The following is a 24347-nucleotide window of genomic DNA, read 5'->3' as shown; positions in this document are numbered from 1 at the left end:
GGACGCTCGATGGCCGCCTCCTGCTTTTCGTCTTGGACGCCCGGCGCCGTCCGTTGCAATGGTGATCGGGTCACTGACGGCAATGGAGGGAGCCACCGCTCATGTCGGAACAGCCCGACCCCTACGAGAACTTCGGCGGCAGCATAGGCCGAACGTTCCGCTCTTCCCAGCCGTGGTGGCCGCCACGCACCGAACCTCCCGACAACGCCCCCAACGTCGTCGTCATCGTCGTCGACGATCTCGGCTTCTCCGACCTCGGCTGCTACGGCTCCGAGATCGACACGCCGAACATCGACGCCTTGGCCGACTCGGGCACCCGCTACACCAACTTCCATGTCACGCCGCTGTGCTCGCCGACCCGCGCCGCACTCATGACCGGACTCAATTCGCACGCGGCCGGAATGGGATACGTCAGCAATGCCGATCCCGGGTTTCCCGGTTATGCCGCCGAGCTGCCGGACAACCAGCCGACCATGCCGGAGATCTTCCGTGCGAACGGGTACCGGACCTTCATGCTCGGCAAATGGCATCTGACCAAGGACTCCGAGCTGTCGGAAGCGGGTGACCGTTCGTCGTGGCCGTTGCAGCGAGGTTTCGACGAGTACTACGGCTTCCTCGAAGCCATGACGAACCTGCATCAGCCGCACCGGCTCTACGACGGCAACTCCGTGGTCGACGTGGATCGGTACCCGGAGGGGTACTACCTCACCGACGACCTGACCGACCGGGCACAGCGCATGATCCACGGCTTGCGTGCATCGCATCCCCACAAGCCGTTCTTCATGTACTTCGCCCACGGCGCGGTGCACGCCCCGCTGCACGCCAAGGAAGCCGACATCGTCAAGTATCGCGACCGCTACGCGATGGGCTGGGACCGGCTGCGGCAGCAGCGACTCGCCCGGCAAGTGGATCTGGGTATCGTCGAACCCGCCACCGAACTGCCCCCGCGCAACAGCGAACCGGGCGAGGACGTCCGGGCGTGGGAGGAGCTCTCACCCGACGAGCAGCGACTGTTCGCACGGTACATGGAAGTCTACGCCGCTATGGTGGACAATGTGGACACGAGCGTGGGCCGCATCGTCGACTGTCTCCGGGAACTCGGGGAGCTCGACAACACGATCATCCTGGTGACGAGCGACAACGGCGCATCCCGCGAGGGGAACGAACAGGGGTCCAGTCACTACTTCCGCGGACGTTCCCCCGAACCCGGAAAGACCCGCCAGGAAAAGGACTTCTTCGAGCTCGACCTCGCCAACTTCGACGCTATCGGCGGGCCCACCACATGGCCGCACTACCCGCGAGGCTGGGCGATGGCCTGCAACACTCCGTTCCGGCTGTACAAGACGACGACGTTCGCCGGGGGCCATCAGGTACCGCTGATTCTGTCGTGGCCTCACCGGGCGAGCCATCCGAACGCGATCGTCAGAGAGCAGTACGCTCACGTCACCGACGTACTGCCGACCCTGGTCGACCTGATCGGTCTCGACGTGCCGAGAGAACGGAACGGGCGGCCCGCCGTTCCGTGGGCGGGGTCGAGTTTCGCGGCGACATTCGACGACCCGGACGCTCCCACCGCGCACAACGAGCAGTACTACGAGGTTCTCGGGGGCCGCGGCTACTACCGGGACGGCTGGGAGGCACTCACATATCGGGTTCCCCTCACCCCGTTCAGCGACGAACGCTGGCAGCTGTACCACGTCGCCGAGGATCCGACCGAGCTGCACGATCTCGCCGACGACCACCCGGCACTTGTGGCGGAACTCGCCGCGGCGTGGGAGGACGCGGCATGGCGCAACGGCGTGTTCCCGCTGTACGAGGGCGGCGGCATCAACTACCTCATACGGCCGGATTCGGAGAAGGCCTTCGACGAACCCGTGGTGTTGCGGCCCGGATACCCCACCACCGAGCGATACCGCACGAGCCGACTGCTGGCAGGCCGTTCCGTCCGGATCGAGGTCGACTGGCGATTCGAACACGGCGATCGTGGCATCGTCCTCGCGCACGGTGGTCAGGAGTCCGGGTATCTGCTCTATGTCGACGACGACGAGCTGCGGTTCCTCGTCAGCTCGTGCGGCGAGGAACACGCCGTGTGCCCCGTGCCGTTACCTGGGCGATCCGAGCGAGTCACGGTCGACCTTCACTCGCCGGGCGGTGGCCGATGGGACGTCTCGTTGGCGGTCGACGGAGATCTGCGCGCGCACGCGCCCGGATTGCCGCAACTGTTCTCGTTCATGCCGTTCGAGGGCATCGACGTCGGCCTCGATCGTCGTTCGCCGGTGTGTTGGCGGCTATACGAGCGCGAAGGCACCTTCCCGTTCACCGGAACGCTCGAGACCGTCACCTACACACCGGGTGAACACGCACCCGATGCTCCCGAAGTCCTCCTCGACCAGGCCAGGGCCGTCGGCAGCGCACTGGAGTGAGCACGCTCGGCCCAATGCCGTAGCGACGTGGCGGCCGTCAGTCCCGGCCTCCACGCTCGCCACCCGCTCCCGCCTGCGGTCATAGGTGTTGCGAATGACCGCCTCAGGCAGCCGGTCTTTGCTTCTCCCGACAGTTCCACGTAATCATGATTATGTTTTTGCGATCACCAACGAAGGTGGTGCGTGATGGTGAACCAACCGACCGCGGCTTCCCGAGTCGCCCGTACGGTCTGGACCCTCTGTTTCGCCGTCGTCTTTCTCGACGGCTTCGACCTCGTCATCTACGGAACCGTGCTGCCGTCGCTGCTCGCCGACGGTTCCTGGAACATGAGTCCGGAAACCGGAGGGGCGATCGGTAGCTATGCGCTCATCGGACTGATGATCGGCGCGCTGATGTCCGGCTACATCGCCGACCAGTACGGCCGCAGGAAGCCCCTGCTGTTCTACACGGCGATGTTCAGTGTGCTCACGGCACTGTGCGCCGCGGCCACCGGACCAGCCATGCTCGGCTTCCTTCGATTCCTCGTCGGGCTCGCGCTCGGCGGCGCGCTGCCGATGGCCATCGCCCTCGTCACCGAATACGCACCGGTCGAGCGGCGCAACTTCTACAACGCGACGATGCTCGCCGGATACGCCATCGGCGCCGTGGTCGTCTCGCTGCTGTCGGTCGTCATCGTCCCGAATCTCGGCTACCGTGCCATGTTTCTCGTCGGGGGCGTGATCGGCATCGCCGTCCTCCCCTTCCTGGCCTGGCGACTACCCGAGTCGATCGACCACCTCGTCACCCGCGGCCGACACGAACGCGCCCGCGCACTCGCGGCCTCGTTGGGCCTCGATACCGCGGTGGTCGAACGCAGTATCGAAGCCATGTCACTGCCGGAAGAGAAGGAGCCACTCGGGCGGACCGCCGCGATCCGAACGCTCGCGGCACCGGGGTACCGGATGGCGAGCATCGCGTTCCCCCTTGCCGGGTTCTGCGGGTTCATCCTGGCCTACGGTCTCAACACCTGGCTCCCGCAGATCCTGACCAGCTCCGGTTACAGCCTCGGCTCATCGCTGGCGTTCCTCGTCGCCCTCAATGCGGGTGGCCTGCTCGGCAATCTGGTTCTGTCCACAGTGGCGGACCGATCCAGTCCACGACTCGCCGTGGTCATCGCGGGGATCATCGCGTGCGCTTGTTTCCTGGCGCTCAGCCTGGGGCCGCCCACCGGGCTCGTCTACGTCATCATCTTCGTGGCCGGCTCGGGAGCGCTGACCTCCGCGGCACTCATCTTCAGCTTCACGGGCACGTACTACCCCGGCTACGCACGGGGCACGGCACTCGGCTGGACGATGGGACTGTCCCGGCTCGGCGGCGTGGCCGGCCCACTGATCGGTGGCTTCATCCTCGGTGCAGCCATCGGTCCGGAATGGAACTTCTACGTCTTCGGCATCACCGCGCTCGTACTGAGCGCCGTGATCATGCTCGTACCGCGACCCCGGCGATCGTCCCGACCGGACGCGCCCGCACCCCAACTCGAAGAGGCCTGAGTCGCACCGCTCGGAAAGGAGCGCTCCGTTGGACCGGCGAACATTACCTCTCACACCCCCGGGTTCCGGCATTCCGCCCGCATTCGACGCTCGCGCACAGGATCCGCCGTACCCGGCAGAGGAACCGATCCGTCCCCCGGCCGATGCACCCAATGTGCTGCTCGTACTCATCGATGACATGGGATTCGGTGCGTCGTCGGCGTTCGGCGGGCCGTGCCGCATGCCTGCCGCGGAACGGCTCGCCGAAGGAGGACTCCGCTACAGCCGGTTCCACACGACCGCGATGTGCGCTCCGACCCGGCAAGCGCTGCTGACCGGACGCAACCATCACACGGCCGGCATGGGCTCGCTGCCCGACATCGCCACCTCGATCCCCGGTTACACCGCGCGCCGCCCCCGCGAGGTCGCGACAGTGGCCCGCATGCTCCAGGCCAACGGCTATGCCACGGGTGCGTTCGGGAAGATGCATCAGACTCCCGGTGCCGAGTCGACGCCGGCGGGACCGTTCGACCGGTGGCCGACCGGTGAGGGGTTCGACAAGTTCTACGGCTTCCTCGGCGCCGAAACCAACCAGTTCACCCCGAATCTCGTCGACGGCACGACACCCATCGAGCCGCCCGGCACGGAGGAGGACGGGTACCACCTCTCCGAAGATCTCGTCGATCAGGTGATCTCCTGGGTCCGGACCCACGACACACTCGCTCCGGACCAGCCGTGGTTCGCCTATCTGAGTTACGCGGCGTGCCACACGCCGTTCCATCTACCGCAATCGTGGCGCGAGGCATACCGTGGCGAGTTCTCCCACGGCTGGGACGAGCAACGCGAACGCACCCTCGCCAGACAGCGTGAGCTCGGCGTCGTGGGACCGGAGACGGAGCTGGCGCCGTGGTGCGACGGAGTCCCGCACTGGGACGAGCTCTCGGACGTCCAGCGCGAGGTCGCGCAGCGGCTCATGGAGTCCTACGCGGCGTTCGCCGAGCACACCGATGTGCAGACGGGCAGGCTCGTCGACGAGCTCGAAGCGATGGGCCAGCTCGACAACACATTGATCATCTACGTTCTCGGGGACAACGGCGCCTCGGCCGAGGGCGGCATCGACGGAACGCTGAACGAGGCGGTCACCGCCAACGGGTTCATCGACACGGCAGAACGCATCCACGACCAGCTGGACGAGATCGGCGGTCCGCACGCCTACGCCCACTACCCGGTCGGCTGGGCGCTGGCGATGAACACCCCGTATCCGTGGGCCAAACAGGTCGCCTCGCACTACGGCGGGACCCGGGTCGGCATGATCGTGCACTGGCCGAACGGAATCGAGGCCCGCGGCGAGGTTCGTCATCAGTGGCATCACTGCATCGACGTCACTCCGACCATCCTCCAGGCGGCGGGACTGCCCGAGCCGGCCGAGGTCGACGGAGCCACACAGATCCCGTTCGAAGGCATGCCGTTCAACTACAGTTTCGACGATCCTTGCGCCCCGGAGCGACGCCACACGCAGTACTTCGAACTGGCGGGCAACCGCGGCATCTACCACGAGGGCTGGACCGCGGTCACCCGTCACCGCATCCCGTGGATGATGGCGGCGCCGGCGCTGTCACCGTTCGAGGACGACGTTTGGGAGCTCTACGACACGAACACCGACTGGTCCCAAAGCCGCGATCTCGCCGAGAAGCATCCGGAACGACTGGCCGAGCTGCAGAACCGGTTCGTGGTCGAAGCGGCCAGGCACAACGTGTTCCCGTTGGACGACCGGCTCACGGAGAAGATGAATCCTGCGCTGGCGGGCCGCCGGGACCTGATGGCGGGGCGCCGGTCCGTGACGATGCACCCGGACCTGCCGGGACTCCGGGAGGATGCCGCGCCGAACGTCAAGAACACGTCGTACTCGGTGACCGCCGACATCACCGTCGACGGTGTGGCGGACGGAGTCCTCGTCGCACAGGGCGGCCGGTTCGGAGGCTGGTCGTTGTACGTCTCGGATTCCCGACTCGCTTATTGTCACAACCTCTGTGGCATGCAACGGTTCTACGTCTCCAGCGACACTGCTCTCGGCCCGGGTCGACACACCGTCGAGTTCCACTTCGACTACGACGGAGGTGGGACCGGCCGCGGCGGCACGGGGCGGCTCGTCGTCGACGGGACCGGCGTGGGATCCGGACGGATCGGAGCCACGGTGCCGTTCTTCTTCTCCCCCGACGAAACCTTCGACGTCGGCAGGGACCGCGGTACGCCCGTCACCGAGGAGTACCCCCAGGGACGGGCGAACACCTTCTCCGGTCGGCTCCACTGGGTGCGCATCGACCTGAGACCCGACAGCGAGTCGGAAGCCGACCGCGGAGCGGTGCCGTGACGAGCAGCACTGCGACGGGACGAGCGCAGGACGGCAGCGAGCCCGACTACCGGTTCACGCTGGCCAACGAGCGCACGTTCCTGGCCTGGACCCGTACCGCGTTGGCGCTGACCGCAGGTGGCCTGGCGGTGGTGCAGTTGCTGCCGGAGGCGGCGGTCGACGCCGTGCGGTACGGGTTCGGCGCCGGCCTGACCGGCGTCGGCGGGGCGATCCCACTGATCGCGCTGCGCCGATGGCGACGGGTGCAGGCAGCGATGCGGCGGGACGCCGACCTGCCGGACACGCGACTGCCTCAGTTGCTCGCGATCGTGCTGCTGGCCGGTGCGGCGGCCGTGCTGGGCCTGATCATGATGCCCGCCTCGTCCTGATGCCCCGGCCCCTCCCCGACCGGCCAGGTCTGCAACCCGAACGCACCGAACTGGCGTGGGAGCGCACCGCGGCCGCGTTCGTGGTGAACGGTCTGCTCCTCCTCGCTCGCCCGCACGAGGAGTTCACGGCCGCCCGCGTCGGCCTCGCCGTCGCCGCCCTGGTCGCAGCCTGCTTCGTCGCCCGGGTCGGGCGCCGGCGCGCCCGCGGGAGAGCGTGCACTCGTGGACTCCGCCGGCAGATCCACGCCGCAGCCGCGGCGACGGCCCTCTTCGCAGCGGCCGCGACGGCCTACCTCCCGTTCGCCGCGTAGCGGGCCCTGCCGGCCCGCTCACGGCAGGCTTCGGCCGATGCCGCGGGCCGCGACCTGCAGCGCGGTCAGCAGCCGGGTGCGTTCCCGTTTGAGGGTGGGCACGACGATGCCCAACGCGGCCACGACCTCCTGCTCGCCGCTGCCGGACGCGGCCCGCGCGATCGGCACGGCGATGGAGCAGGCGCCGAGGGTCATCTCGTCCTCGGTCGTCGCGTAGCCCTCGCGCCGGACCACCGCGAGCTGTCTGCGCAGACGTTCCGGATGCGTCACCGTGTGCACCGTCGGCCGCCGCATCTCCATGGTCAGGTAGTCCTCGCGCAGCTGTGCGGGTGCGTGTGCGAGCAGCACCTTCCCGACTCCGGTGGCGTGCAGCGGTAGCCGCGAGCCCGCACGGCTGACGACCGGCACCGAGGCCCGTCCCGACAGCCGGTCGAGATACAGCACCTCGGTCCCGTCACGGACGGCGAGGTGGACGGTCGCGCGGGTCGCCGCGTGGATGTCGCTCAGGAACGGCGAGGCGACCTGCTGGAGTTCGGTCTGCTCGGGGGCGAGCATGCCCACGTCCCACAGCCGCCTGCCGATCACATAGCGGCCGCCGGAGTCCCGGGTCAGCGCCTCGCCCGCGACGAGTTCGCGCAGCAGACGGTGCACGGTCGGCACGGGCAGGTCGGCGCGCCGCGCCAGCTCCGTGACGCCGAGTCTGCGGTGCCCGTTGTCGAACGCGTACAGCACGGCCAACACCCGGGACACCACGGTCGCGCCCGGGGACGAGACGTTGCCCGACATCGCCCACACCTTTCACTGAGTGAAAGTCCACTCTAGCCCTGGTCGTGATCACGGCGCACGATGTGGCCCATGACGTCCGCAACGCAGCGGTCCATCTCCGACGAGATCGCGCACATCCACGCCACGGCGCAGCCCGGCGAGACCCGCACCCGCCTGGACTTCGCCCCGTACCGCAGCTCCGTGCTGCGCCATCCCACGAAACAGCCCCTCACCGTCGACCCCGAAGACGTCGAACTCGCAGCACCCGTATTCGGCCAGTCCGATGTGGACCCGATCGAGGCGGATCTGACCCTCCATCCCCAGGGCGAACCGATCGGCGAGCGCATGGTCGTGACCGGCCGGGTACTCGACGCCGAAGGCCGCCCGGTGCGGGGCCAGTTGGTCGAGATCTGGCAGGCCAACGCCGCCGGGCGCTACGTGCACAAGCGCGACCAGCACCCCGCTCCGCTCGACCCGCACTTCCACGGCGCGGGCCGGTGCCTGACCGACGACGAAGGCCGTTACCGGTTCACGACCGTCAAGCCCGGCCCGTATCCGTGGCGGAACCACGACAACGCCTGGCGTCCGGCACACATCCACTTCTCACTGTTCGGCCGCGAGTTCACCCAACGGCTCGTGACCCAGATGTACTTCCCCGGCGATCCGCTGTTCCCGCTCGACCCGATCTTCCAGTCCATCACCGACGAGACGGCACGGCAACGGCTCATCGCGACCTACGACCACGACGTCACCACTCACGAGTGGGCCACCGGATACCGCTGGGACATCGTGCTGACCGGGTCGCACGCCACCCCGATGGAGGAGGACACCGATGCGTGAGCACGGACCGAGCGCCCCGACGCCCGGGCAGACCGTCGGCCCGTTCTTCCACTACGCCCTCCCCTACGACGACGGCCCACGGCTCGCGCCCGCGGGCGCACCGGACACGATCCGCTTGCACGGCACCGTGTACGACGGCGCGGGAGCTCCGGTTCCCGACGCCCTCCTGGAGATCCGGCAGGCCGACGCGTCCGGCCGCGTGCCCGCCACCGAGGGGTCGCTGCGCCGCGACGGCCGGTTCACCGGCTGGGGCAGGGCCGCGACCGACACGGCGGGCCGCTACTCCTTCAGGACCGTCGAACCGGCACCGGTCCGCGACGGCGCGGCCGCCTACTTCGCCGTGACCGTGTTCGCACGCGGCCTGCTCGACCGGCTGTTCACCCGCATCTACGTTCCGAGTCACGGCCTCGACGGCGACCCGCTGCTCGGCGCGCTGACCGAGGAGCGCAGGGGCACACTGATCGCCATGCGCGACTCGGACGGCGACCTGCGCCACGACATCCGGCTCCAGGGTGACCGGGAGACGGTGTTCCTGACGTTCCCGGGCCACGACTGATGGGCGGCCTGCTCGGCCCGGGAACGCACCGGGCCGCCGGGCTGACCGGCGACGCCGCCGTGGCCGACGCCATGCGTACGGTCGAGATCGCCTGGCTGCGGGCACTCGCCGCGACCGGCGTGCTGGAGGCCACCGAGGCGGACCGCGCAGCCGAGACGCTCAGCGGGGCGCGGCTCGACGTCGCCGATCTCTCACGGAAGGCCGAGGATGCGGGCAATCCCGTGGTGCCGCTCGTCACCGCGTTACGCGATGCCCTCGGCGACGACCCCCTCGCAGCGCGCGTGCACCGCGGGCTGACCAGCCAGGACACGCTGGACACCGCGCTCGTGCTGCTGATCCGGGACGCATTCGACCGGATCGGCACCGACCTCGACACCACAGCGGACCAGCTGGCGACGCTGGCCGCGCAGCACCGGGACGCCGTCATGCCCGGCCGCACGCTCACCCAGTACGCCGTCCCGGTGACCTTCGGGCTGACGGCGGCACAGTGGCTCGCCGGTGTCCTCGACGCCCGTGACGCCGTCCGGGACCGCAGGGACCACCTCCCGGTGCAGTGCGGCGGCGCTGCGGGCACGCTCTCGCTCGTGGCCGAGTTCGGGACCGATCCGGTGGCGACGGCACGCGCCTTCGCCGCCGAACTTACGCTCCGATGGCCCGGACTGCCCTGGCACACCCGCCGCCGCCCGGTGACCGACGCCGGCGACGCCCTCGTCGGCGTGTGCGACGCACTGGGCGTCGTCGCCACCGACGTCGGCGTGCTGGGCAGGCCCGAGATCGCCGAGGTCCGCGAAGGCGCTGCTCCCGGGCGCGGCGGGTCGTCGACCATGCCGCACAAGCGGAACCCCGTGCTGTCCGTCCTTGTCCGCAGTGCGGGTCTGCAGGCGCCGCAGCTCGGCGCGCAGCTGCATCTCGCCGCCGCGCAGGCCGTCGATCAACGGCCGGACGGGGCGTGGCACACCGAGTGGCCCACGCTCCGCCGCCTGCTCGAACTCACGATCACCGCCGCAGCGCAGGCCGCCGAGCTGACGGCGGGGCTGGAGGTCGACACCGCGCTGATGCGGACCCACGCCGACGATGCCGCGGACCAACTGCTCGCCGAACGGGGCGGTTCCGGTGAGCCCGCCTCCTGCGAGCCGACGGAGTATCTCGGCGCCGCAGGCCGGTTCGTCGACACCGTCCTCGCCCGCCACCGCAGCTGACGTCCGACCGACCCCACGACGGGAGATATCCATGCCCGACCCGTACGACGACGGCATGCGGGTGCGCCGAGAGGTGCTCGGCGACGCACACGTCGACCGCGCCGAAACGCGCAAGAACGAGTTCACCGAGGACTTCCAGGACCTCATCACCCGCTATGCGTGGGGCAGCGTGTGGACCCGTCCCGGCCTCGACCGGCGCATGCGCAGCGTCGCGGTGCTCACGGCGATGCTCGCCCGTGGCCACTGGGACGAGTTCGCCATGCACGTGCGCGCGGCCCGCACCAACGGCCTGACGGTCGAGGAGATCCGCGAGGTGATCCTGCAGAGCGCCGTCTACTGTGGAGTTCCCACCGCCAACCACGGGTTCGCCGTGGCACAGCAGGTTCTGGAGGAGCAGCGGGTTCTGGAGGAGCAGCGGGGTCCCGAGGAGCAGCACGTTCCCGGGGAAGGACCGGTTCCCGGCGAGGACGGCGACGACGAACGGACCGGCGGGGCATGAGCGCGCGCGAGGTCACCACGACGAGCGTGGGGATCGTCGGCGGCGGTCCGGCGGGGCTGATGCTCTCCCACCTCCTCGCACGACGCGGGATCGACTCGGTCGTCGTGGACCACCGCAGCCGCGACGAGATCGAACAGACCGTGCGCGCGGGGATTCTGGAGGCCGACAGCGTACGACTGCTCAGCGAGACCGGGGTGTCCGAACGGGTCCTGTCCGAGGGCGACCGCCACCACGGCACGTACCTGGCCTTCGGCGGACAGCTGCACCACATCGACTTCCAGGAACTCGCCGGGGCGTCGGTGTGGCTGTACCCGCAGACCGAGGTGTTCGTCGACCTCGCCGATGCCCGCGCCGCCGCCGGTGCGGACGTGCGGTTCGGCGTTCGCGACACGTCGGTGCACGACGTCACCGGCGAACGGCCGTCGATCCGATTCACCGACGCCGACGGCAGCGCTCACGAGGTCCGGTGCCGGTACCTGGTCGGTGCGGACGGCTCGCACAGCCTGTGCCGCCACGCCGTTCCGCCCGCCGAGCTCCGCCAGTACCGGAAGGAATACCCCTTCGCGTGGTTCGGCATCCTGTGCGAGGCACCGAAGAGCGCGCCGGAACTGATCTACAACCACTCCGACCGCGGATTCGCGTTGATCAGCCAGCGGACCGAGACCACGCAGCGGATGTACTTCCAGTGCGATCCGGACGAGGACGTCGATGCGTGGTCGGACGATCGGATCTGGTCCGAGCTGCAGGCCCGGGTCGGCGCGAACGGGCACCGGTTGGAGGAAGGGCCGATCACCGGGAAATCGGTCCTGCGGTTCCGCAGCAACGTCGTGGAACCCATGCGCTACGGAAACATGGTGCTGGCGGGTGACGCCGCCCATACCGTCCCGCCGACGGGCGCCAAGGGTCTCAACCTCGCGCTGGCCGATGTGCGCGTCCTCGCGGAGACCCTCGAGCGGGCGCTGGCCGACGGCGACGACGAGGCGCTGGACGAGTACTCGCGGCGGGCCCTCGACAGGGTCTGGCGCTCGCAGCACTTCTCGTACTGGATGACCTCGATGCTGCACCGACCGCACGGGGCCGACGAGTTCGACCTCCGGCGCCAGGTCGCGGAGCTGCGCTCGGTGGTGCGCTCGACGGCGGGGAAGACCTACCTCGCGGAGGCCTACACGGGCTGGCCCACCCGCTGACCGACACGCCGGGTCACTCCGGGTGACGGCGCTCGCCGGCAGCGCCGGCAACGACACTCACACCCGTCCCGTCGTGCGCGCTGCGCCACGTGTGGTTGGGCCGTCGGCGCGATACCGCCCGGCATCGGCGTGACCACTGGTGACAGCCGGTTCCCTGCTCCGCCACGGTTGAGCTGTGCGTGGCTCACTGGACCAGCTGGCTGGACGGCTGCTGCTCCAGTGCCGTGCCTCGCAGGCGGAGCGGGTCGCGCCGGTAGCCGCGGCACACGACGCCGGCATCGTCGTCACCGGCAGGCACCAGGATGCGCTCACGGCCGCGGCCGCCCTGCGTTCACGCGGTTTCGACGGTCCGGTGCTGTGCGACGCCGACCGCTACTCCGGCGGCAACCGGAAACCTGCGGCGCAGGGCATCCAGCCGGAATGGTGCCGCAGGCAGCGCGAGCGCGGCCTGATCGCACTCACCGATTCCGGTTACCTCGCCGCCGCCGGCGACGACGACGGACTGGACAGAGTCCTTCGCGAAGCAGCGACGCAACCGGCGCCGACGATCGCCATGCTCCCGCTGGCCGCCGAATGGTTCGCATCCTCGGGGCGGCACCGGACACTGACGAACAAGATCGAATCACACGGCGTGCCGGTCGCCGTGGCCATCGAGCACGACAAGGACCCCTTCGCCGCGCAGTACGTTCTGCGCGGCTTCCTCGAACTGCTCGCTGCCGCCACGGTTCCGGTCCTCCTCCTGCGCAGCGACGTCTCCGCGCTGGGCGCGCTCTGCCACGGCGCGCACGCCGCCGCGATCGGCGTCACCAGCACGCTCCGCCATCTGTATCGGACGCCGTCCGGTGGTGGCGGCCGCCCGGCCGGGGTGTCCGCGTTCATCAGCGGTCTGCTCAGCTACCACCTGCTGGCGACCTGCGCCCGGGCCTTCGCGCACACGCCCGAACTCGACCACCTCTGGCGGTGCGACTGTCCCGTGTGCGGCGGCGCCCTTCCGGCACGGCTGGAGGCCACGGCCGATCCGTGCACCGCCGCGACGTTCCATTCGCTCCACGCCCAGCTCGAACTGCACACCGAACTCCGGCCCCACCGGCACACCCGCGAACAACGGATCAGCGCCTGGCACGAGAGCTGCAGCCACGCCCTGTTCCTGCACGAGCAGGTGGCGGACCTGCTTCCCGACTGGCGTGCTCCCGCGAATCTCCGGAGCTGGTTACGGGTCACCGAGGATCCGCTGGCTGCCCGCCGCTACGTCCCGGAACCCGCCGGCGAACGACCACCGCGCGCGGGCCGCCCTGGCTCACCCTCCGCCGGGGACGGCACGCCGTCGCCCCGACGAGCCGGCGACCCGGGACCGGGTTCCGGGCCGGAACGGGCTTGAACCCGGCGGTCCGGCACTGACAAGCTTCGTGCGCTGCGGCATCCGCACCGCGGCACCGAGAACGTCGTCGATTCAGGAGGAACACCCGTGGCGAACCCGGCTCGCGCGCTCTCCGGCGCTCTCGAACCCGTCGTCGGACAGGTCTACTTCGCGCAGGAATGCCACGACGCCTACGAGAAGCTCGGGTTCAACGGCAGCCCCGGCTCCCGGAACGGCGTGCCCAATCCGGACGGCCCTGCCTACTTCACGAGCCGCGGTTCGCTACTGGGGCAGGCGCCCGGTGACGTCGTCGCCGCGGCCTTCGCCGTGTTCAACCCCGAGGTCGTCGTCCCGGCCGTCACCTACGGGTGGTCGCTCACCGACGCCGCGACGATCTGCCGGGCGCGGACCGACGGCGCGATCCGCCAACTCACCGCCATCCTCGGCGAACACCCGGACCGGCTCGAGGAGGCACGGCCACTGCTGGAACGGGCCGTCGAACCGCTCCGGCCCGAAGGCAAGCCCCTGTTCGCCGGGCTTCGCGCACTCGGCCTGCCCGGCGATCCCGTCGGCGACGTGTGGCGGCTCGGCGACATGCTCCGCGAGTACCGCGGCGACGCGCACATCGCCGCTTGGACCGGTGCCGGATTCGACGCCGTGGAGATCGGCCTGCTCACCGAGCTGTACTGGGGCATGCCGATGCGCACCTACATCCGCTCGCGCGCGTGGTCACCCGAACACCTCGACGCCGCCGAGGAGCGGCTCGTCGGCCGTGGCCTCGTCGCCGACGGCGCGCTGACCGAACAGGGCAGGGCGGAGCGGGATGCGGTGGAGACCGCCACCGACCGCCAGTGCCGACCGATCGTCGACGCCCTCGGCGACGACCTGCCCACCCTCGTCGAGATCCTGCGCCCCTGGGGCCGCCGGGTCTGCGACGCCGGCAGCTACCCGTCCTCCGGGCCCATGGCCCGAACCGACGGGAGCTAGCATCCCGGAATGTCGACATGCCGGCAGGCGTACCCGCGCGGTGCCGGCTGCCGACGAGCCGCGCGACTCCTATGCCTGATGCCAGGTGCCCGATCCCGTCGCGTCGTCGGGCGGGAGCGGCCAGCGCGGAAGCCCCTCGGGGATGTCTGCGCTGGGCCGCCCGGGGAATTGGGCGGCCCGCTTCTCGAGGAACGCCGCGACGCCCTCGGCCGCGTCCGCGCCGGCGCCGAGTCCGTACATCGCGCGGGAGTCGGCCCGGTGCGCATCCCACGGTGTCGCCGAGCCGAGCATGCCCCACAACAGCTGACGGGCGACCGCGACGGAGACCGCCGAGGTGTTGTCGGCGATCTCCGAGGCGAGTTCGGTCGCGGACTCGAGCAGCCGGTCACCGGGGACCACGCGGGAGACGAGTCCGCCCTCGCGGGCTTCTGCCGCGTCGAACACCCGCCCCGTGGCGACCCATTCCATGGCCTGCGAAATGCCGACGATGCGGGGCAGGAACCACGTGGAAGCAGCCTCCGGGACGATGCCCCTGCGGGCGAACACGAACCCGAAACGGGCTTCCTCGGCGGCGATCCGGATGTCCATCGGCAGCGTCATCGTCACGCCGACGCCGACCGCGGGCCCGTTGATGGCACCGATCACGGGTTTACGGCACGCGGCGATGCGCAATGACACCGTGCCGCCGCCATCCCGCGGTACGCCGTCGATCTCGCCGTGTGCGGAACGCCGGTCGGCCCCGTCGCCCGCATCGAAGGTGTCGGCACCGCCGCCGAGGTCGGCGCCGGCACAGAACCCGCGCCCTTCGCCGGTCACGACCACCACGCGTACGTCGTCGTCGGCGTCGGCCCGGTCGAACGCGTCGACGAGCTCGTGAGCCATCGTGGTGGTGAATGCGTTCAACCGTTCCGGACGGTGCAGGGTCACCGTGGCGATCGGTCCGGACACTTCGTAGCGGATCTCGGCGTACTCGCCCATTCCCGTGCCACCGTCCCCTTCGACAGGCTGCAGCGATCGTTGATCATCCGCCAAGCTAGCAGCGCGATTCGGCCCGCCCAAGCCTGCTGCCCACACCGCTGCCGCGCCACAGCTCCCGACGCGCCGGGCGGCAGGGGCCCCGGGTTAGATTCGATGCGATGGATTTCGACAGCGACGCCGAGGCGCCGTCGTGGTTTCGCACCGCGCTGGCCGAGCGGCCCGAACACCGTGACACGACCGTCGACGACGGCAAGGTCCACCTGCGCTGCTGGGGTGCCGAGCACCATCCCGGGGTGGTGCTCGTGCACGGAGGTTCGGCCCATTCCGGCTGGTGGGACCACATCGCGCCGCTGCTCGCCCAGCATCGGCGGGTCGTGGCCGTCGACCTGTCCGGTCATGGTGACAGCGCCGCCAGGGAGTCGTACGACATCACGCTCTGGGCGCGTGAGGTCGTCGCCGCGGCGGACGCCGGAGGGGTCGACAGGCCGTTCCACGTGGTCGGGCACAGCATGGGCGGTTGGGTGACCGCGCAAACCGGCGCCGATTTCGCGGACCGGCTCACCGGGCTGACGATCATCGATTCGCCGTTGAACGACCGGCCTCCGGAGAACAGGCGGGCCAGGCCCGTCCGCGTGTATCCGGACCGGGAGACCATTCTCGGCCGGTTCCGGACGCTGCCTCCCCAGGACGTCCTGCTGCCCTACATCCGCAGGCACATCGCCGAGGAATCCGTGCGGGCGGTGGACGAGGGCTGGACGTGGAAGTTCGACCCGACGCTGAAGGCCCCGTACACGCCGTTACGCGGCATCCTCCCCCGGATCGACCGGCCGACGTCGTTCATCCGCACCGAGCACGGTCTCGTCTCGCCGGAGATGGCGCGGGAGATCCGGTCCCTGCTGCGTTGCCGCACCGTGCTCGTCGACCTGCCGGACGCGGGTCATCATCCGATGCTGGACCGGCCGTTGGCCCTCGTCACGGCGCTGCGCACGATCCTGGCGGCCGGCGACTGACCACCGCCGTCCCGCCGCCCACGACGAGGTCGCCGAGCACATCTCGCTGGACCAGTTGACCACGCTGCCGTGGATCGTCACTCACCACGCGCCGACGGCCTTCACCCCGGCCGTCCGCCGGTTGTCGATGATCGGCATCGAGCCCGAGGTGCACGTGGTGACCGAAACGTTTCTGCCTGTCCCGTTCCTGGTCGCAGGAACGCGCCGGATCGCGCTTCTGCGTACCCCGGCGGCGCTCCGGCTCGCCGACGCCGCCGGGGTACGCAGGCTGCCCTGCCCGTGGGACGTCGTGCCGCTCAAGGAGGCGTTCTGGTGGCATCCGGCCCACCACACCGATCCCGCACACCGCTGGCTCAGAGACCTGCTTCTGGACATCGCACGCGCCGTCGACTGACCGCCCCGAGCCCGGTGACGTCCCTAACCGGTCGACTCGGCGAGCACTGCCGTTACCACCGGCCATGCCGCGCTGACGGGATCGATGACCTCGAAGTGGGCGGCCCCGGGAACCACGACCAGGTTCGCAGCCGGGTTGGTGTCCACATACGACTCGCTGACCGAGACCGGCAGGCGGTCCTCGGCCCCGTGCACGATCGTCACGGGGCTCTCCGGCGCCGGCATCCGCACCGGGTCGAGGTCGGGGCGTTCGTCCGGCGGAGCGCCCAGGAACGCCTCGACCGCACCATCGCCCAGCCCGAGCCGGTGCGCGAGCCCGAGATCCGCCACCGGTGCGAGCGGCACCGTGCCGAGCAGGCCCGCGGGTGGACACGCCGACGCCGCCCACAACGCCAGGTGCCCGCCCGCCGAATGACCCGCCAGGACCGTCTCGCGGATGCCGAGCTGCGCAGGCAGTTCGGCCAGCGCGGAACGGACGTCGGCGACGAGGTCGTCCGGTTTCCCGGGCACGCGGCGGTACTCGACGGACACCACCGGCCAGCCTTCGTCGCGGAGTGCCGCGGCGAGCGGACGCGTGTGTACCCGGTCGTACGTCGGCCTCCAGTACCCGCCGTGAACGAACAGCAGCAGCGGATACCGCCGCGTCGCGGGAAACCAGGCGTCCGCGACGTGCTCGGGAGCGTCGCCGTAGCGCAGCGTCCGGTCGGGTTCGGGCGCCGGTCGGGTCAGCACGGCACGGTCCATCACAGTCTCCTCCTGGATACGGTCACGTCGGCACCACCTCCGTCATCGGCCCACCGGCGACCGATCGAGCGCAGGCAGCACCTTGCTGCCGATCAGTTCGATTCCCTGCAACGTATCGAGGCCCTGCGGGGTGCCGAACTCGACACGGCCGACACCGGCCTCGATGAGCCGTTGTGCCTGGGCGGCCACCTGCTCGGGCGTTCCGGAGAAGGCGAACAGGTCGAGCAGCTCGTCCGGAATCAGCGCACCGGCACCGTCGTGGTCGCCGAGAGCCACCCTGGCCTTGATGTCCGCCAGTAGTTCCGGCGGCACCTCGATGGTCGGGTCGAACTCGCCGACGACCCCGAGGTACATCGCGACCTCCTTGCGGGCGCGCCGTCGCGCCGCGGCCCCGTCGAGGTCGACGACGGTGACGGCACCGACGACGATGCGCACCGCGCCGGGTTCGCGACCGGCACCCCGCTCGCCCGGTTCGAGCCGCTCGCGCATCACCGGGATCATCGCGGGATTCGCCGTACCCCCGATCTTGACCTCCCGGGCGACCGTGCCCGCCATCGCGACGGTGCGCGGCCCCCACGCCCCGATCAGCAACGGTGGATCCGGCCGGTGGGTCTCGTATCTCGGTGCGACGCCGGGTTCCAGCCGGAATACCTCCCCCTGGAAACCCGCCCCTTCGCCGGCGAGCAACCGGTACACGAACTCGACGGCCTCGCGCAGATGCGCCAGCGGCCGTGGCTGCGTGACTCCGATGTCGCCGAGCCACGTCCCCCGCGCCAGTCCCAGGTATGCGCGCCCGCCGGAGGCCGAGTCGAGTGCCGCGAGCTGGCCCGCGATCTCGTACGGGTGCATCGTGTACGGGTTCCAACAGGCGGCGCCGAGCCGCACCCGTTCGGTCACCCGCGCCATCTCCAGCAGCGCGGGCAACGGCGGTTGGAACAACAGGTCGGCGAACACGCTGAGCACGTCGACGCCGTGGGCCTCGGCGGCCGCCGCCAGTCTGGCGTATTCCGGCAGCGACAGGTTGCTCTGCAACCCGAGCCCGATCTCCACGTCGCTCATGTGAGGTCGCCGGAGTTCAGCTCGCACCGGCGCGTCCGGTCGACCCGCATCACGAGGCGTTCCTCCGGATCTGGGCACGCGACGTGGCAGTCCTGTTCGAGCCAGTCGCCTGCGGGCAGGTCACGCTGCTTCGCAGGCAACAACGGCAGCGCAGCCTGGAGCGCGTACATGCAGAAGTGCTTGCCGTCGGGAACCCGCAGTTCCGCACTGTTGGTCAGCTCGAAGTAGTCGCCCACTTCCATCCCGCACACCGAACGGCCTTCGATCCGTTCGACCGTCACCCGCAGGTCCCACAGGCTCATGTCCGGTTCCGTCATGCCACCCTCTCCGTATCCTCGCTGTCCAACCAGCAGGCGACCGCGTGATCGTCGCCCGTGAGTTCCGGCTCGTCTCCGCAGGCGGCGAACGCCTCCGTGCATCTGGCCCGGAACCGGCATCCGCCGTGCCCCGCACCAGGTCCGTTGATGTCGCCGTTCAGCACGCGGGGCAGTCCGGCGTCCGGGTCCGCGCTGGGAATCGCGTCGATCAGCGCTCGCGTGTACGGGTGTTTCGGCCGCCGCCACACCCGCTCGGTCGGCCCGGTCTCCACCAATCGGCCGAGGTACATCACCGCGGTCGTATCGGCGAGCCTGCGCACGAGCGCGAGATCGTGGGAGATGAACAACATCCCCACCTCCAACTGCTCGACCAGCTCTGCGAGTACCTCCACCACCTGCGCCTGCGACGACACGTCGAGTGCGGTCACGGGTTCGTCGGCCACCAGCACCCGCGGACGGGCCGCCAGCGCCCTGGCGATCGCGATGCGCTGCAACTGACCGCCCGAGAACTGGTGCGGATAGCGCTCGGCGGCCGCCTCGTCGAGTCCGACCCGGGTGAGCCGGTCGAGCGCATCCCGCCTGCGCTCGGCTCGCGATCCGACCTCCGCCGGAACTCCGTCGAGCAGCTGGCTCAGCACCGTCCGCCGCGGGTTGAGCGACGAGTACGGGTTCTGGAACACCATCTGCAGGCCGATCTCGGCGCGCCGACGTCGTCGCCGTCCCAGCGGGCTCACCGCCTCGCCGTGCAGCCGTACGCCACCACCCGTCGGTGCGGCGAGCCCGGCGGCGAACCGCGCCAACGACGACTTGCCGCACCCCGACTCGCCCACCAGGCCGACGATCTCGCCCGGTCTCACCTCGAGCGACACGCCGTCCACGGCGCGGACGCGGTCGCGGCCTGGCGCGCGGTACTCCACGGCGATGTCGGTCAGCTCCAACAGGCTCATCACGGCACCTCCGCCGGATCGGTGCGCGCGGCCAGCAGCGCGCGGGTGTACGGGTGCTCGGGTGCGCGCAACAGGTCGGCCGTCGGAGCCGACTCGACGACCCGGCCCTGCTGGAACACACACGTGTGCGTGGCGAGCGCCGCGAGCACCCCGAGGTCGTGCGTGATGAACAGGACGCTCAGGTCGAGCTCGGACCGCAGCGAGTCCAGGAGGCCGAGGATCCCCGCCTGCACGGTCACGTCCAACGCCGTGGTCGGCTCGTCGGCGATCAGCAGCTTCGGCCGGGCGGCCAGCGCAGAAGCGATGGCGATGCGCTGTAGCTGACCGCCCGAGAACTGGTGCGGGTACGACCGCAGCGCGCCGCCGGGATCGGGCAGGCGCACCTGCTCCAGCAGTTCGACGGCCCGTGCCTTCGCCTGCTTCCGGGTGAGTCCCAAGTGGACACTCATGTGCTCGGTCAGCTGCCTGCCGATGCTCAGCATCGGGTGCATCGCGGCCGTGGGGTCCTGGAACACCATTGCGATGCCGTGCCCGCGCACGGCGTGCATCGCTTTCCGATCGCGGTGGTCGAGCTCGGCACCGTCGAACCGCAACCGTCCGGACACCTCGGCCCCGGCGGGCAACAGGTCGAGCAACGTCCGCGCGGTCATGCTCTTGCCGGAGCCGCTCTCCCCGGCGATCCCCACGATCTCGCCGCGGCGAACGCTCAGGGAGACGTCTTCGAGGACGGTGACCGGCCCGTCGGGGCCGGGCAGGCGCACCGCGAGGTTCTCCACGGCGAGCAGTTCGTCGGTGGCCGAATCCACGCTCATGTCAGCGTCCTCCCACGAGATTGGGGTCGAACCGGTCGCGGGCGGCGTCGCCCAGAATGTTGCATGCGAGCACCACGGTCAGGATCGCGAGGCCCGGGAACACGCTGACCCACCACATGCTGATGTCGTTGGCACCGAGCGCGACCATCGCGCCCCATTCCGGGGCGGGTGGCCGCGGCCCGAGGCCGAGGAACGACAGGCCGGCGAGTAGCAGCACCGCGTTGCCGAGCTCGAGTGTGGCGAGCACGATCGCCGGGCCCACACTGTTCGGGATCACGTCGCGACGGAGCACCGTCACCGGGCCGACACCGAGCATGCGAGCTGCTGACAGGTAGTTCTCCCCACGGATGCTCAGCACCGCTCCACGGATGACCCGCGCGTACACCGGCCACGACACGATGATGAGCGCCAGCACGGCGTTTCCCGCACTCGGCCCGAACGTGGCCGTGACCGCCATCGCCAGGATGATCTGCGGGAATGCGAACACGAGGTCGGTCAACCGCATGATCACTTCGTCGGCGAGCTTGCCGAGGTACCCGGCGATCAGGCCGAGGACACCGCCCACGGCCAACGCGCCCGCGACGATCGCCAGCGCCAGCGGGATCGACAGTCTCGCCCCGTGCAACACCCGGCTGAGGACGTCACGGCCGAGCTCGTCGGTTCCGAACGGGTGCACCGCGGACGGCGCCGCGTAGATGTCGGCGCTCTGGGCGAGGGGGTCGTAGGGGCTCAACAGCCCCGCCGAAGCGGCCACCGCCAGCCACGCAACGAGCACGACGAGCGCGGTAACGACGACGGGTTGGCGCCAAACGCGGTGCCGCCGCGCGCGGACCCCGGTCCGGGGCAGGGCGGTCGCTGTCATGAGAGACGGATCCTCGGGTCGGCAAGGCCGTAGAGCAGGTCCACGACCAGATTGATCAGGATGTAGGCGGCGGCGACGAACACGGTCACGCCGAGAATCGCGGGCCGGTCGAGCGCACTGGCGCTGGCGTAGGCGTAGTTGCCGACCCCCGGCCAGGCGAAGACGCTCTCGATCAGGACCGTGCCCGCGAGCATCGAGGCGAACGTCAGTCCGGCCATCGTCATGATCTGGACGAGACCGGCGCGCAGCAGGTGCCGGTGGCGCACCGTGCGTGCCGGCAGGCCCTTGGCGTACGCGGCGGTGATGTAGTCCTTCCGCAGCACCTCGAGCAGTGCCGAACGGACGAACCGCACCAGCGTCGCGGTCGTGACGAGCGTCAGCACGAGTACCGGCAGCGCCGCGTGCTGCACCGCGTCCCAAGCCACCATCGGCTCACCGGCGAGGAGCGCGTCGACCGGATACAGACCGGTGACCGTGGGCGGCGGGGAGAACTCCGGGCTCAGCCGTCCCCCTCCCGGCGACAGTCCGAGTACGAAGAAGAACAGGTACAGCACCAGCAGCGACATCCAGAACGGCGGCGTCGACAGGCCGAGCAGCGAGCCGACCCGCACGGCCTGGTCGGCGGCCTTGCCGTGACGCAACGCGGCGAACATGCCGATGGTGATTCCCAACAGCACCGACAGGACGAACGCGGGCACCGCGATCTCGAGGGTCGCGGGAACGTGGTCCAGCAGATCCTCGAGCACCGGCCGTCCGGTGTGCTGCGACATGCCGAAGTCGCCCTGCACCAGATTGCCGAGGTAGGTCAGGTACTGCACGGGGAGTGGCTCGTCCAGGCCCCATCGCTGTTCGAAGGCTGCCACGGCCTCCGGATCGCCCAGCGCCTCGTCGGACAGGTTCGCGGCGACGGGATCTCCCGGTACCGCCTGCACGAGCAGGAAACCGACCACGGTCGAACCCAGCAACAGGCCGAGGGCGATGACGAGTCGCCGGGCGAGGTAGCGAACGAACGACGGCACCCGCGGTCGCCGCGGTGCACCGGTATCCACAGTGGTCACGGGTTCTCCTCCCGGTTCGGCACGCTCAGCCGGCACGCCGGACCGCGGCCAGGTCGACGATCCAGCCCGCGGGCGTGTAGTCGGCTCCTGCCACCTCGGGGGTGCTGACGACCGTGCCCGAGTTGTTGCCCAGCAGGACGTACGGCGAGTCACGGTGCATCGCGTGCTGCCAGGCCTCGACCGCGGTCACGCGTTCCTCGTCGGTGGTCGCGGCGAGGAAATCCGCCGTCGTCGACCGCACGGCCGCCGAGGCCGTGTCGTCGGTCCAGTTCATGCGCTCGGCGTTGACGCCGCCCGGTGACATCACGCGGACCATCGAGTCCGCCCGCGGGTAGGTCAGCGCCTGCGGTGTCATGCCCATCTGAGCATCGCCTCCCCGGTACTGTTCGAGGAACGCGTTCAGCGGCAGCGGCCGGAGGTTGATGGTGATCCCCGCCTTCGCCGCGTCACCCTGCACCTTGGTAGCGATCGTGCCGAGGTCCACGCCGCGATAGGTGATGGCCGGATAGATGAACTCGATCGCGGGGTCGGTCAGGCCGGCGTCGGCGAGCAGCTGTTTCGCCCGCGGCAGATCCTGTTCGAGCGTGTCCTCCTCGGGCAGCGCTCCCGGGTAGGCGGGGGCGATCAGTCCCCTCGCCGGTCCGCTGCGGCTGCCCAGCAGGTCCGCGAGTCCCCGGTAGTCGAGCGCCGCTCGCACGGCCCGGACGAACGCGGGCCGCGACCCGACCGGCGACACCTCCGGATCCGTGTTGACGAACGAGAAGTACGCCGTGTCGGGTTTCTGCGACACCGACAGCGAGGGCGGCAACCCGTCGAGCAGGGTTCCGGCGATGTCGAGCGCGATCTCCGGGCTCGACGAGCGGGTGAGGGTAAGTTTCTGGTTCTGCGCCTCCATGTTGCGCACGACGACGCGCGGATAGGCGGGCGCGTCGCCCCAGTAGTTGTCGTTGGCCGTCAGCACCAGCTGCTCGCCGGGTTCGTTCCGCTCGAGCACGTAGGGGCCACTGCCCGCGGTCGTACTGTCCAGATAGGACTGGGCGCGATCCTCACTCGCCGCGTCGCGCCCCGAGGTGCCGCCGTGGTCGGTGACGACGTCCGCGTTGAGGATCGACGCCGCGGGCATCGCCAGCAGCACGGGAACGTTGGGATTCGGCTCGTCCGCGGTGACGACGACCGTGTTCCGGTCCGGGGCCGCCACGTCGAGTCCTTCGAAGTAGGCGGCCGTGCTGCCCTTGAGGTTCACGAGCCGCTCGAGCGAGAACTCGACGTCGTCGGCCGTGACCGACGAGCCGTCGGAGAACGTCGCCTCGTCGCGCAGGGTGAACGTGAAACGCGTGGCATCGGAGGAGACCTCGTAGGACTCAGCCAGACCGGGTTTCGGCTCGGTCACGTCGCCGCCCTCGAAAGTCAGCAGCGACTCGTAGAGCGCGTGCACGGCCAGATACCCGGTCTGTTCGTACACCCTGCCCGGGTCGAGTGTCTTGTACACAAAGGACGTGTCCACGACCAGCGTGTTGTCCCTCGCCGCCGAGCCGGCTCTGCCTGCCGTGCACGCGCTGAGCACGCACGCGAGAACCGACACGAGGGAGACGGCCACGACCGAGCGGCGGTGGGCGGGGACTCGGAACCGACGGGGCATGTTTTCCTCCGTGACGTTCGCCGAGGAGACACCGGAGTCAAACCCGCACACCCAGGTATAGTCAAGACATACGAGTGTTTAGCTTAAGTAAACCGCAGGGGAAACGGCTTCGGTCCGATCCGTATCCGGCATCATGCGGACCACGCACCGGCGAAA

The 24347-nt window shown here is 70.0% G+C and carries 24 protein-coding genes; 14 read left to right on the top strand and 10 right to left on the bottom strand.

Features of this window, described 5'->3' with window-relative positions; genetic code table 11:
* Positions 1-101 precede the first annotated feature (101 nt).
* The 5 genes from LY40_RS19380 (at position 102) to LY40_RS19360 (ending at position 6982) form a co-directional block, all read left to right on the top strand.
* Positions 102-2423: an arylsulfatase gene (locus tag LY40_RS19380; RefSeq protein WP_258937731.1), complete on the top strand. Its 2322-nt coding sequence runs from the start codon at positions 102-104 to the stop codon at positions 2421-2423.
* Positions 2424-2609: 186 nt separating this feature from the next.
* A complete protein-coding gene (locus tag LY40_RS19375) occupies positions 2610-3953 on the top strand; it encodes an MFS transporter (protein WP_183784580.1) in 1344 nt (447 codons plus the stop codon).
* Positions 3954-4107: 154 nt separating this feature from the next.
* On the top strand, positions 4108-6303 hold the full coding sequence (locus LY40_RS19370) for an arylsulfatase (RefSeq protein ID WP_258937730.1): 2196 nt from the start codon (positions 4108-4110) through the stop codon (positions 6301-6303).
* Positions 6300-6671, top strand: a complete 372-nt coding sequence (locus LY40_RS19365; RefSeq protein WP_183784576.1) for a YidH family protein — start codon at positions 6300-6302, stop codon at positions 6669-6671. Before LY40_RS19370 ends, LY40_RS19365 begins: the two co-directional genes overlap by 4 nt.
* On the top strand, positions 6671-6982 hold the full coding sequence (locus LY40_RS19360) for a DUF202 domain-containing protein (protein WP_183784574.1): 312 nt from the start codon (positions 6671-6673) through the stop codon (positions 6980-6982). The genes LY40_RS19365 and LY40_RS19360 overlap by 1 nt, the downstream gene beginning before the upstream one ends.
* A gap of 18 nt (positions 6983-7000) precedes the next feature.
* Here LY40_RS19360 and LY40_RS19355 read toward each other — a convergent pair whose 3' ends face one another.
* Entirely contained in the window at positions 7001-7768 is a 768-nt protein-coding gene (locus LY40_RS19355; protein WP_183784572.1) for an IclR family transcriptional regulator, read from the bottom strand.
* A 69-nt stretch (positions 7769-7837) separates the two neighbouring features.
* On the opposite strand from LY40_RS19355, the gene pcaH reads away from it, so the two are divergent.
* The 7 genes from pcaH to LY40_RS19320 all read left to right on the top strand — a co-directional run bounded on the left by pcaH (position 7838) and on the right by LY40_RS19320 (position 14372).
* A complete protein-coding gene (gene pcaH, locus LY40_RS19350) occupies positions 7838-8587 on the top strand; it encodes a protocatechuate 3,4-dioxygenase subunit beta (RefSeq protein WP_183784570.1) in 750 nt (249 codons plus the stop codon).
* A complete protein-coding gene (gene pcaG / locus LY40_RS19345; protein WP_183784568.1) occupies positions 8580-9143 on the top strand; it encodes a protocatechuate 3,4-dioxygenase subunit alpha in 564 nt (187 codons plus the stop codon). Before pcaH ends, pcaG begins: the two co-directional genes overlap by 8 nt.
* Entirely contained in the window at positions 9143-10342 is a 1200-nt protein-coding gene (locus LY40_RS19340; RefSeq protein ID WP_258937729.1) for a lyase family protein, read from the top strand. The genes pcaG and LY40_RS19340 overlap by 1 nt, the downstream gene beginning before the upstream one ends.
* 31 nt (positions 10343-10373) lie before the next feature.
* Positions 10374-10841: a 4-carboxymuconolactone decarboxylase gene (gene pcaC, locus LY40_RS19335; protein WP_307876976.1), complete on the top strand. Its 468-nt coding sequence runs from the start codon at positions 10374-10376 to the stop codon at positions 10839-10841.
* Positions 10838-12028 (top strand): 4-hydroxybenzoate 3-monooxygenase, encoded by a 1191-nt coding sequence (locus LY40_RS19330; RefSeq protein ID WP_183784562.1) that lies wholly within the window; start codon positions 10838-10840, stop codon positions 12026-12028. The genes pcaC and LY40_RS19330 overlap by 4 nt, the downstream gene beginning before the upstream one ends.
* 175 nt (positions 12029-12203) lie before the next feature.
* Positions 12204-13406: a hypothetical protein gene (locus LY40_RS19325; RefSeq protein WP_258937728.1), complete on the top strand. Its 1203-nt coding sequence runs from the start codon at positions 12204-12206 to the stop codon at positions 13404-13406.
* 87 nt (positions 13407-13493) lie between these two features.
* Positions 13494-14372, top strand: a complete 879-nt coding sequence (locus LY40_RS19320; RefSeq protein WP_258937727.1) for an SCO6745 family protein — start codon at positions 13494-13496, stop codon at positions 14370-14372.
* Between the two features lie 69 nt (positions 14373-14441).
* Here the strand turns inward: LY40_RS19320 and LY40_RS19315 are convergent, their stop codons facing one another.
* Entirely contained in the window at positions 14442-15350 is a 909-nt protein-coding gene (locus LY40_RS19315; protein WP_258937726.1) for an enoyl-CoA hydratase-related protein, read from the bottom strand.
* A gap of 158 nt (positions 15351-15508) precedes the next feature.
* Between LY40_RS19315 and LY40_RS19310 the strand changes: the two genes are divergently transcribed.
* A complete protein-coding gene (locus LY40_RS19310) occupies positions 15509-16360 on the top strand; it encodes an alpha/beta fold hydrolase (protein WP_258937725.1) in 852 nt (283 codons plus the stop codon).
* On the top strand, positions 16290-16754 hold the full coding sequence (locus LY40_RS19305) for a LysR substrate-binding domain-containing protein (RefSeq protein WP_372497762.1): 465 nt from the start codon (positions 16290-16292) through the stop codon (positions 16752-16754). Before LY40_RS19310 ends, LY40_RS19305 begins: the two co-directional genes overlap by 71 nt.
* Before the next feature lie 23 nt (positions 16755-16777).
* On the opposite strand, the gene LY40_RS19300 is transcribed toward LY40_RS19305, so the two are convergent.
* From LY40_RS19300 to LY40_RS19265, 8 genes are read right to left on the bottom strand one after another with little or no spacing between them, the layout of a single operon-like run.
* Complete coding sequence (locus tag LY40_RS19300) at positions 16778-17497, bottom strand: alpha/beta hydrolase (RefSeq protein ID WP_258937723.1); 720 nt, start codon at positions 17495-17497, stop codon at positions 16778-16780.
* Between the two features lie 42 nt (positions 17498-17539).
* Positions 17540-18556 carry an LLM class flavin-dependent oxidoreductase gene (locus LY40_RS19295; protein WP_258937722.1) on the bottom strand — a complete coding sequence of 339 codons (1017 nt, stop codon included), beginning with the start codon at positions 18554-18556 and terminating at the stop codon, positions 17540-17542.
* A complete protein-coding gene (locus tag LY40_RS19290; protein WP_183784548.1) occupies positions 18553-18873 on the bottom strand; it encodes a TIGR04076 family protein in 321 nt (106 codons plus the stop codon). The genes LY40_RS19295 and LY40_RS19290 overlap by 4 nt, the downstream gene beginning before the upstream one ends.
* A complete protein-coding gene (locus tag LY40_RS19285) occupies positions 18870-19820 on the bottom strand; it encodes an ABC transporter ATP-binding protein (RefSeq protein WP_258937721.1) in 951 nt (316 codons plus the stop codon). The genes LY40_RS19290 and LY40_RS19285 overlap by 4 nt, the downstream gene beginning before the upstream one ends.
* Complete coding sequence (locus tag LY40_RS19280; RefSeq protein WP_183784544.1) at positions 19820-20632, bottom strand: ABC transporter ATP-binding protein; 813 nt, start codon at positions 20630-20632, stop codon at positions 19820-19822. Before LY40_RS19280 ends, LY40_RS19285 begins: the two co-directional genes overlap by 1 nt.
* 1 nt (position 20633) lies before the next feature.
* Positions 20634-21494, bottom strand: coding sequence for an ABC transporter permease (locus tag LY40_RS19275; RefSeq protein ID WP_183784542.1), 861 nt, complete (start codon positions 21492-21494; stop codon positions 20634-20636).
* The gene (locus tag LY40_RS26420; RefSeq protein WP_258937720.1) at positions 21491-22552 is read right to left on the bottom strand and encodes an ABC transporter permease; all 1062 of its coding nucleotides are present in this window, start codon (positions 22550-22552) and stop codon (positions 21491-21493) included. The genes LY40_RS19275 and LY40_RS26420 overlap by 4 nt, the downstream gene beginning before the upstream one ends.
* 25 nt (positions 22553-22577) lie before the next feature.
* The gene (locus tag LY40_RS19265) at positions 22578-24191 is read right to left on the bottom strand and encodes an ABC transporter substrate-binding protein (RefSeq protein ID WP_258937719.1); all 1614 of its coding nucleotides are present in this window, start codon (positions 24189-24191) and stop codon (positions 22578-22580) included.
* Between the last annotated feature and the right edge of the window lie 156 nt (positions 24192-24347).

The organism is Prauserella salsuginis (assembly GCF_024648885.1).
In the GTDB taxonomy this organism is placed as follows: Bacteria; Actinomycetota; Actinomycetes; order Mycobacteriales; family Pseudonocardiaceae; genus Prauserella; species Prauserella salsuginis.
This window is presented reverse-complemented; position numbering and strand designations above follow the sequence as displayed.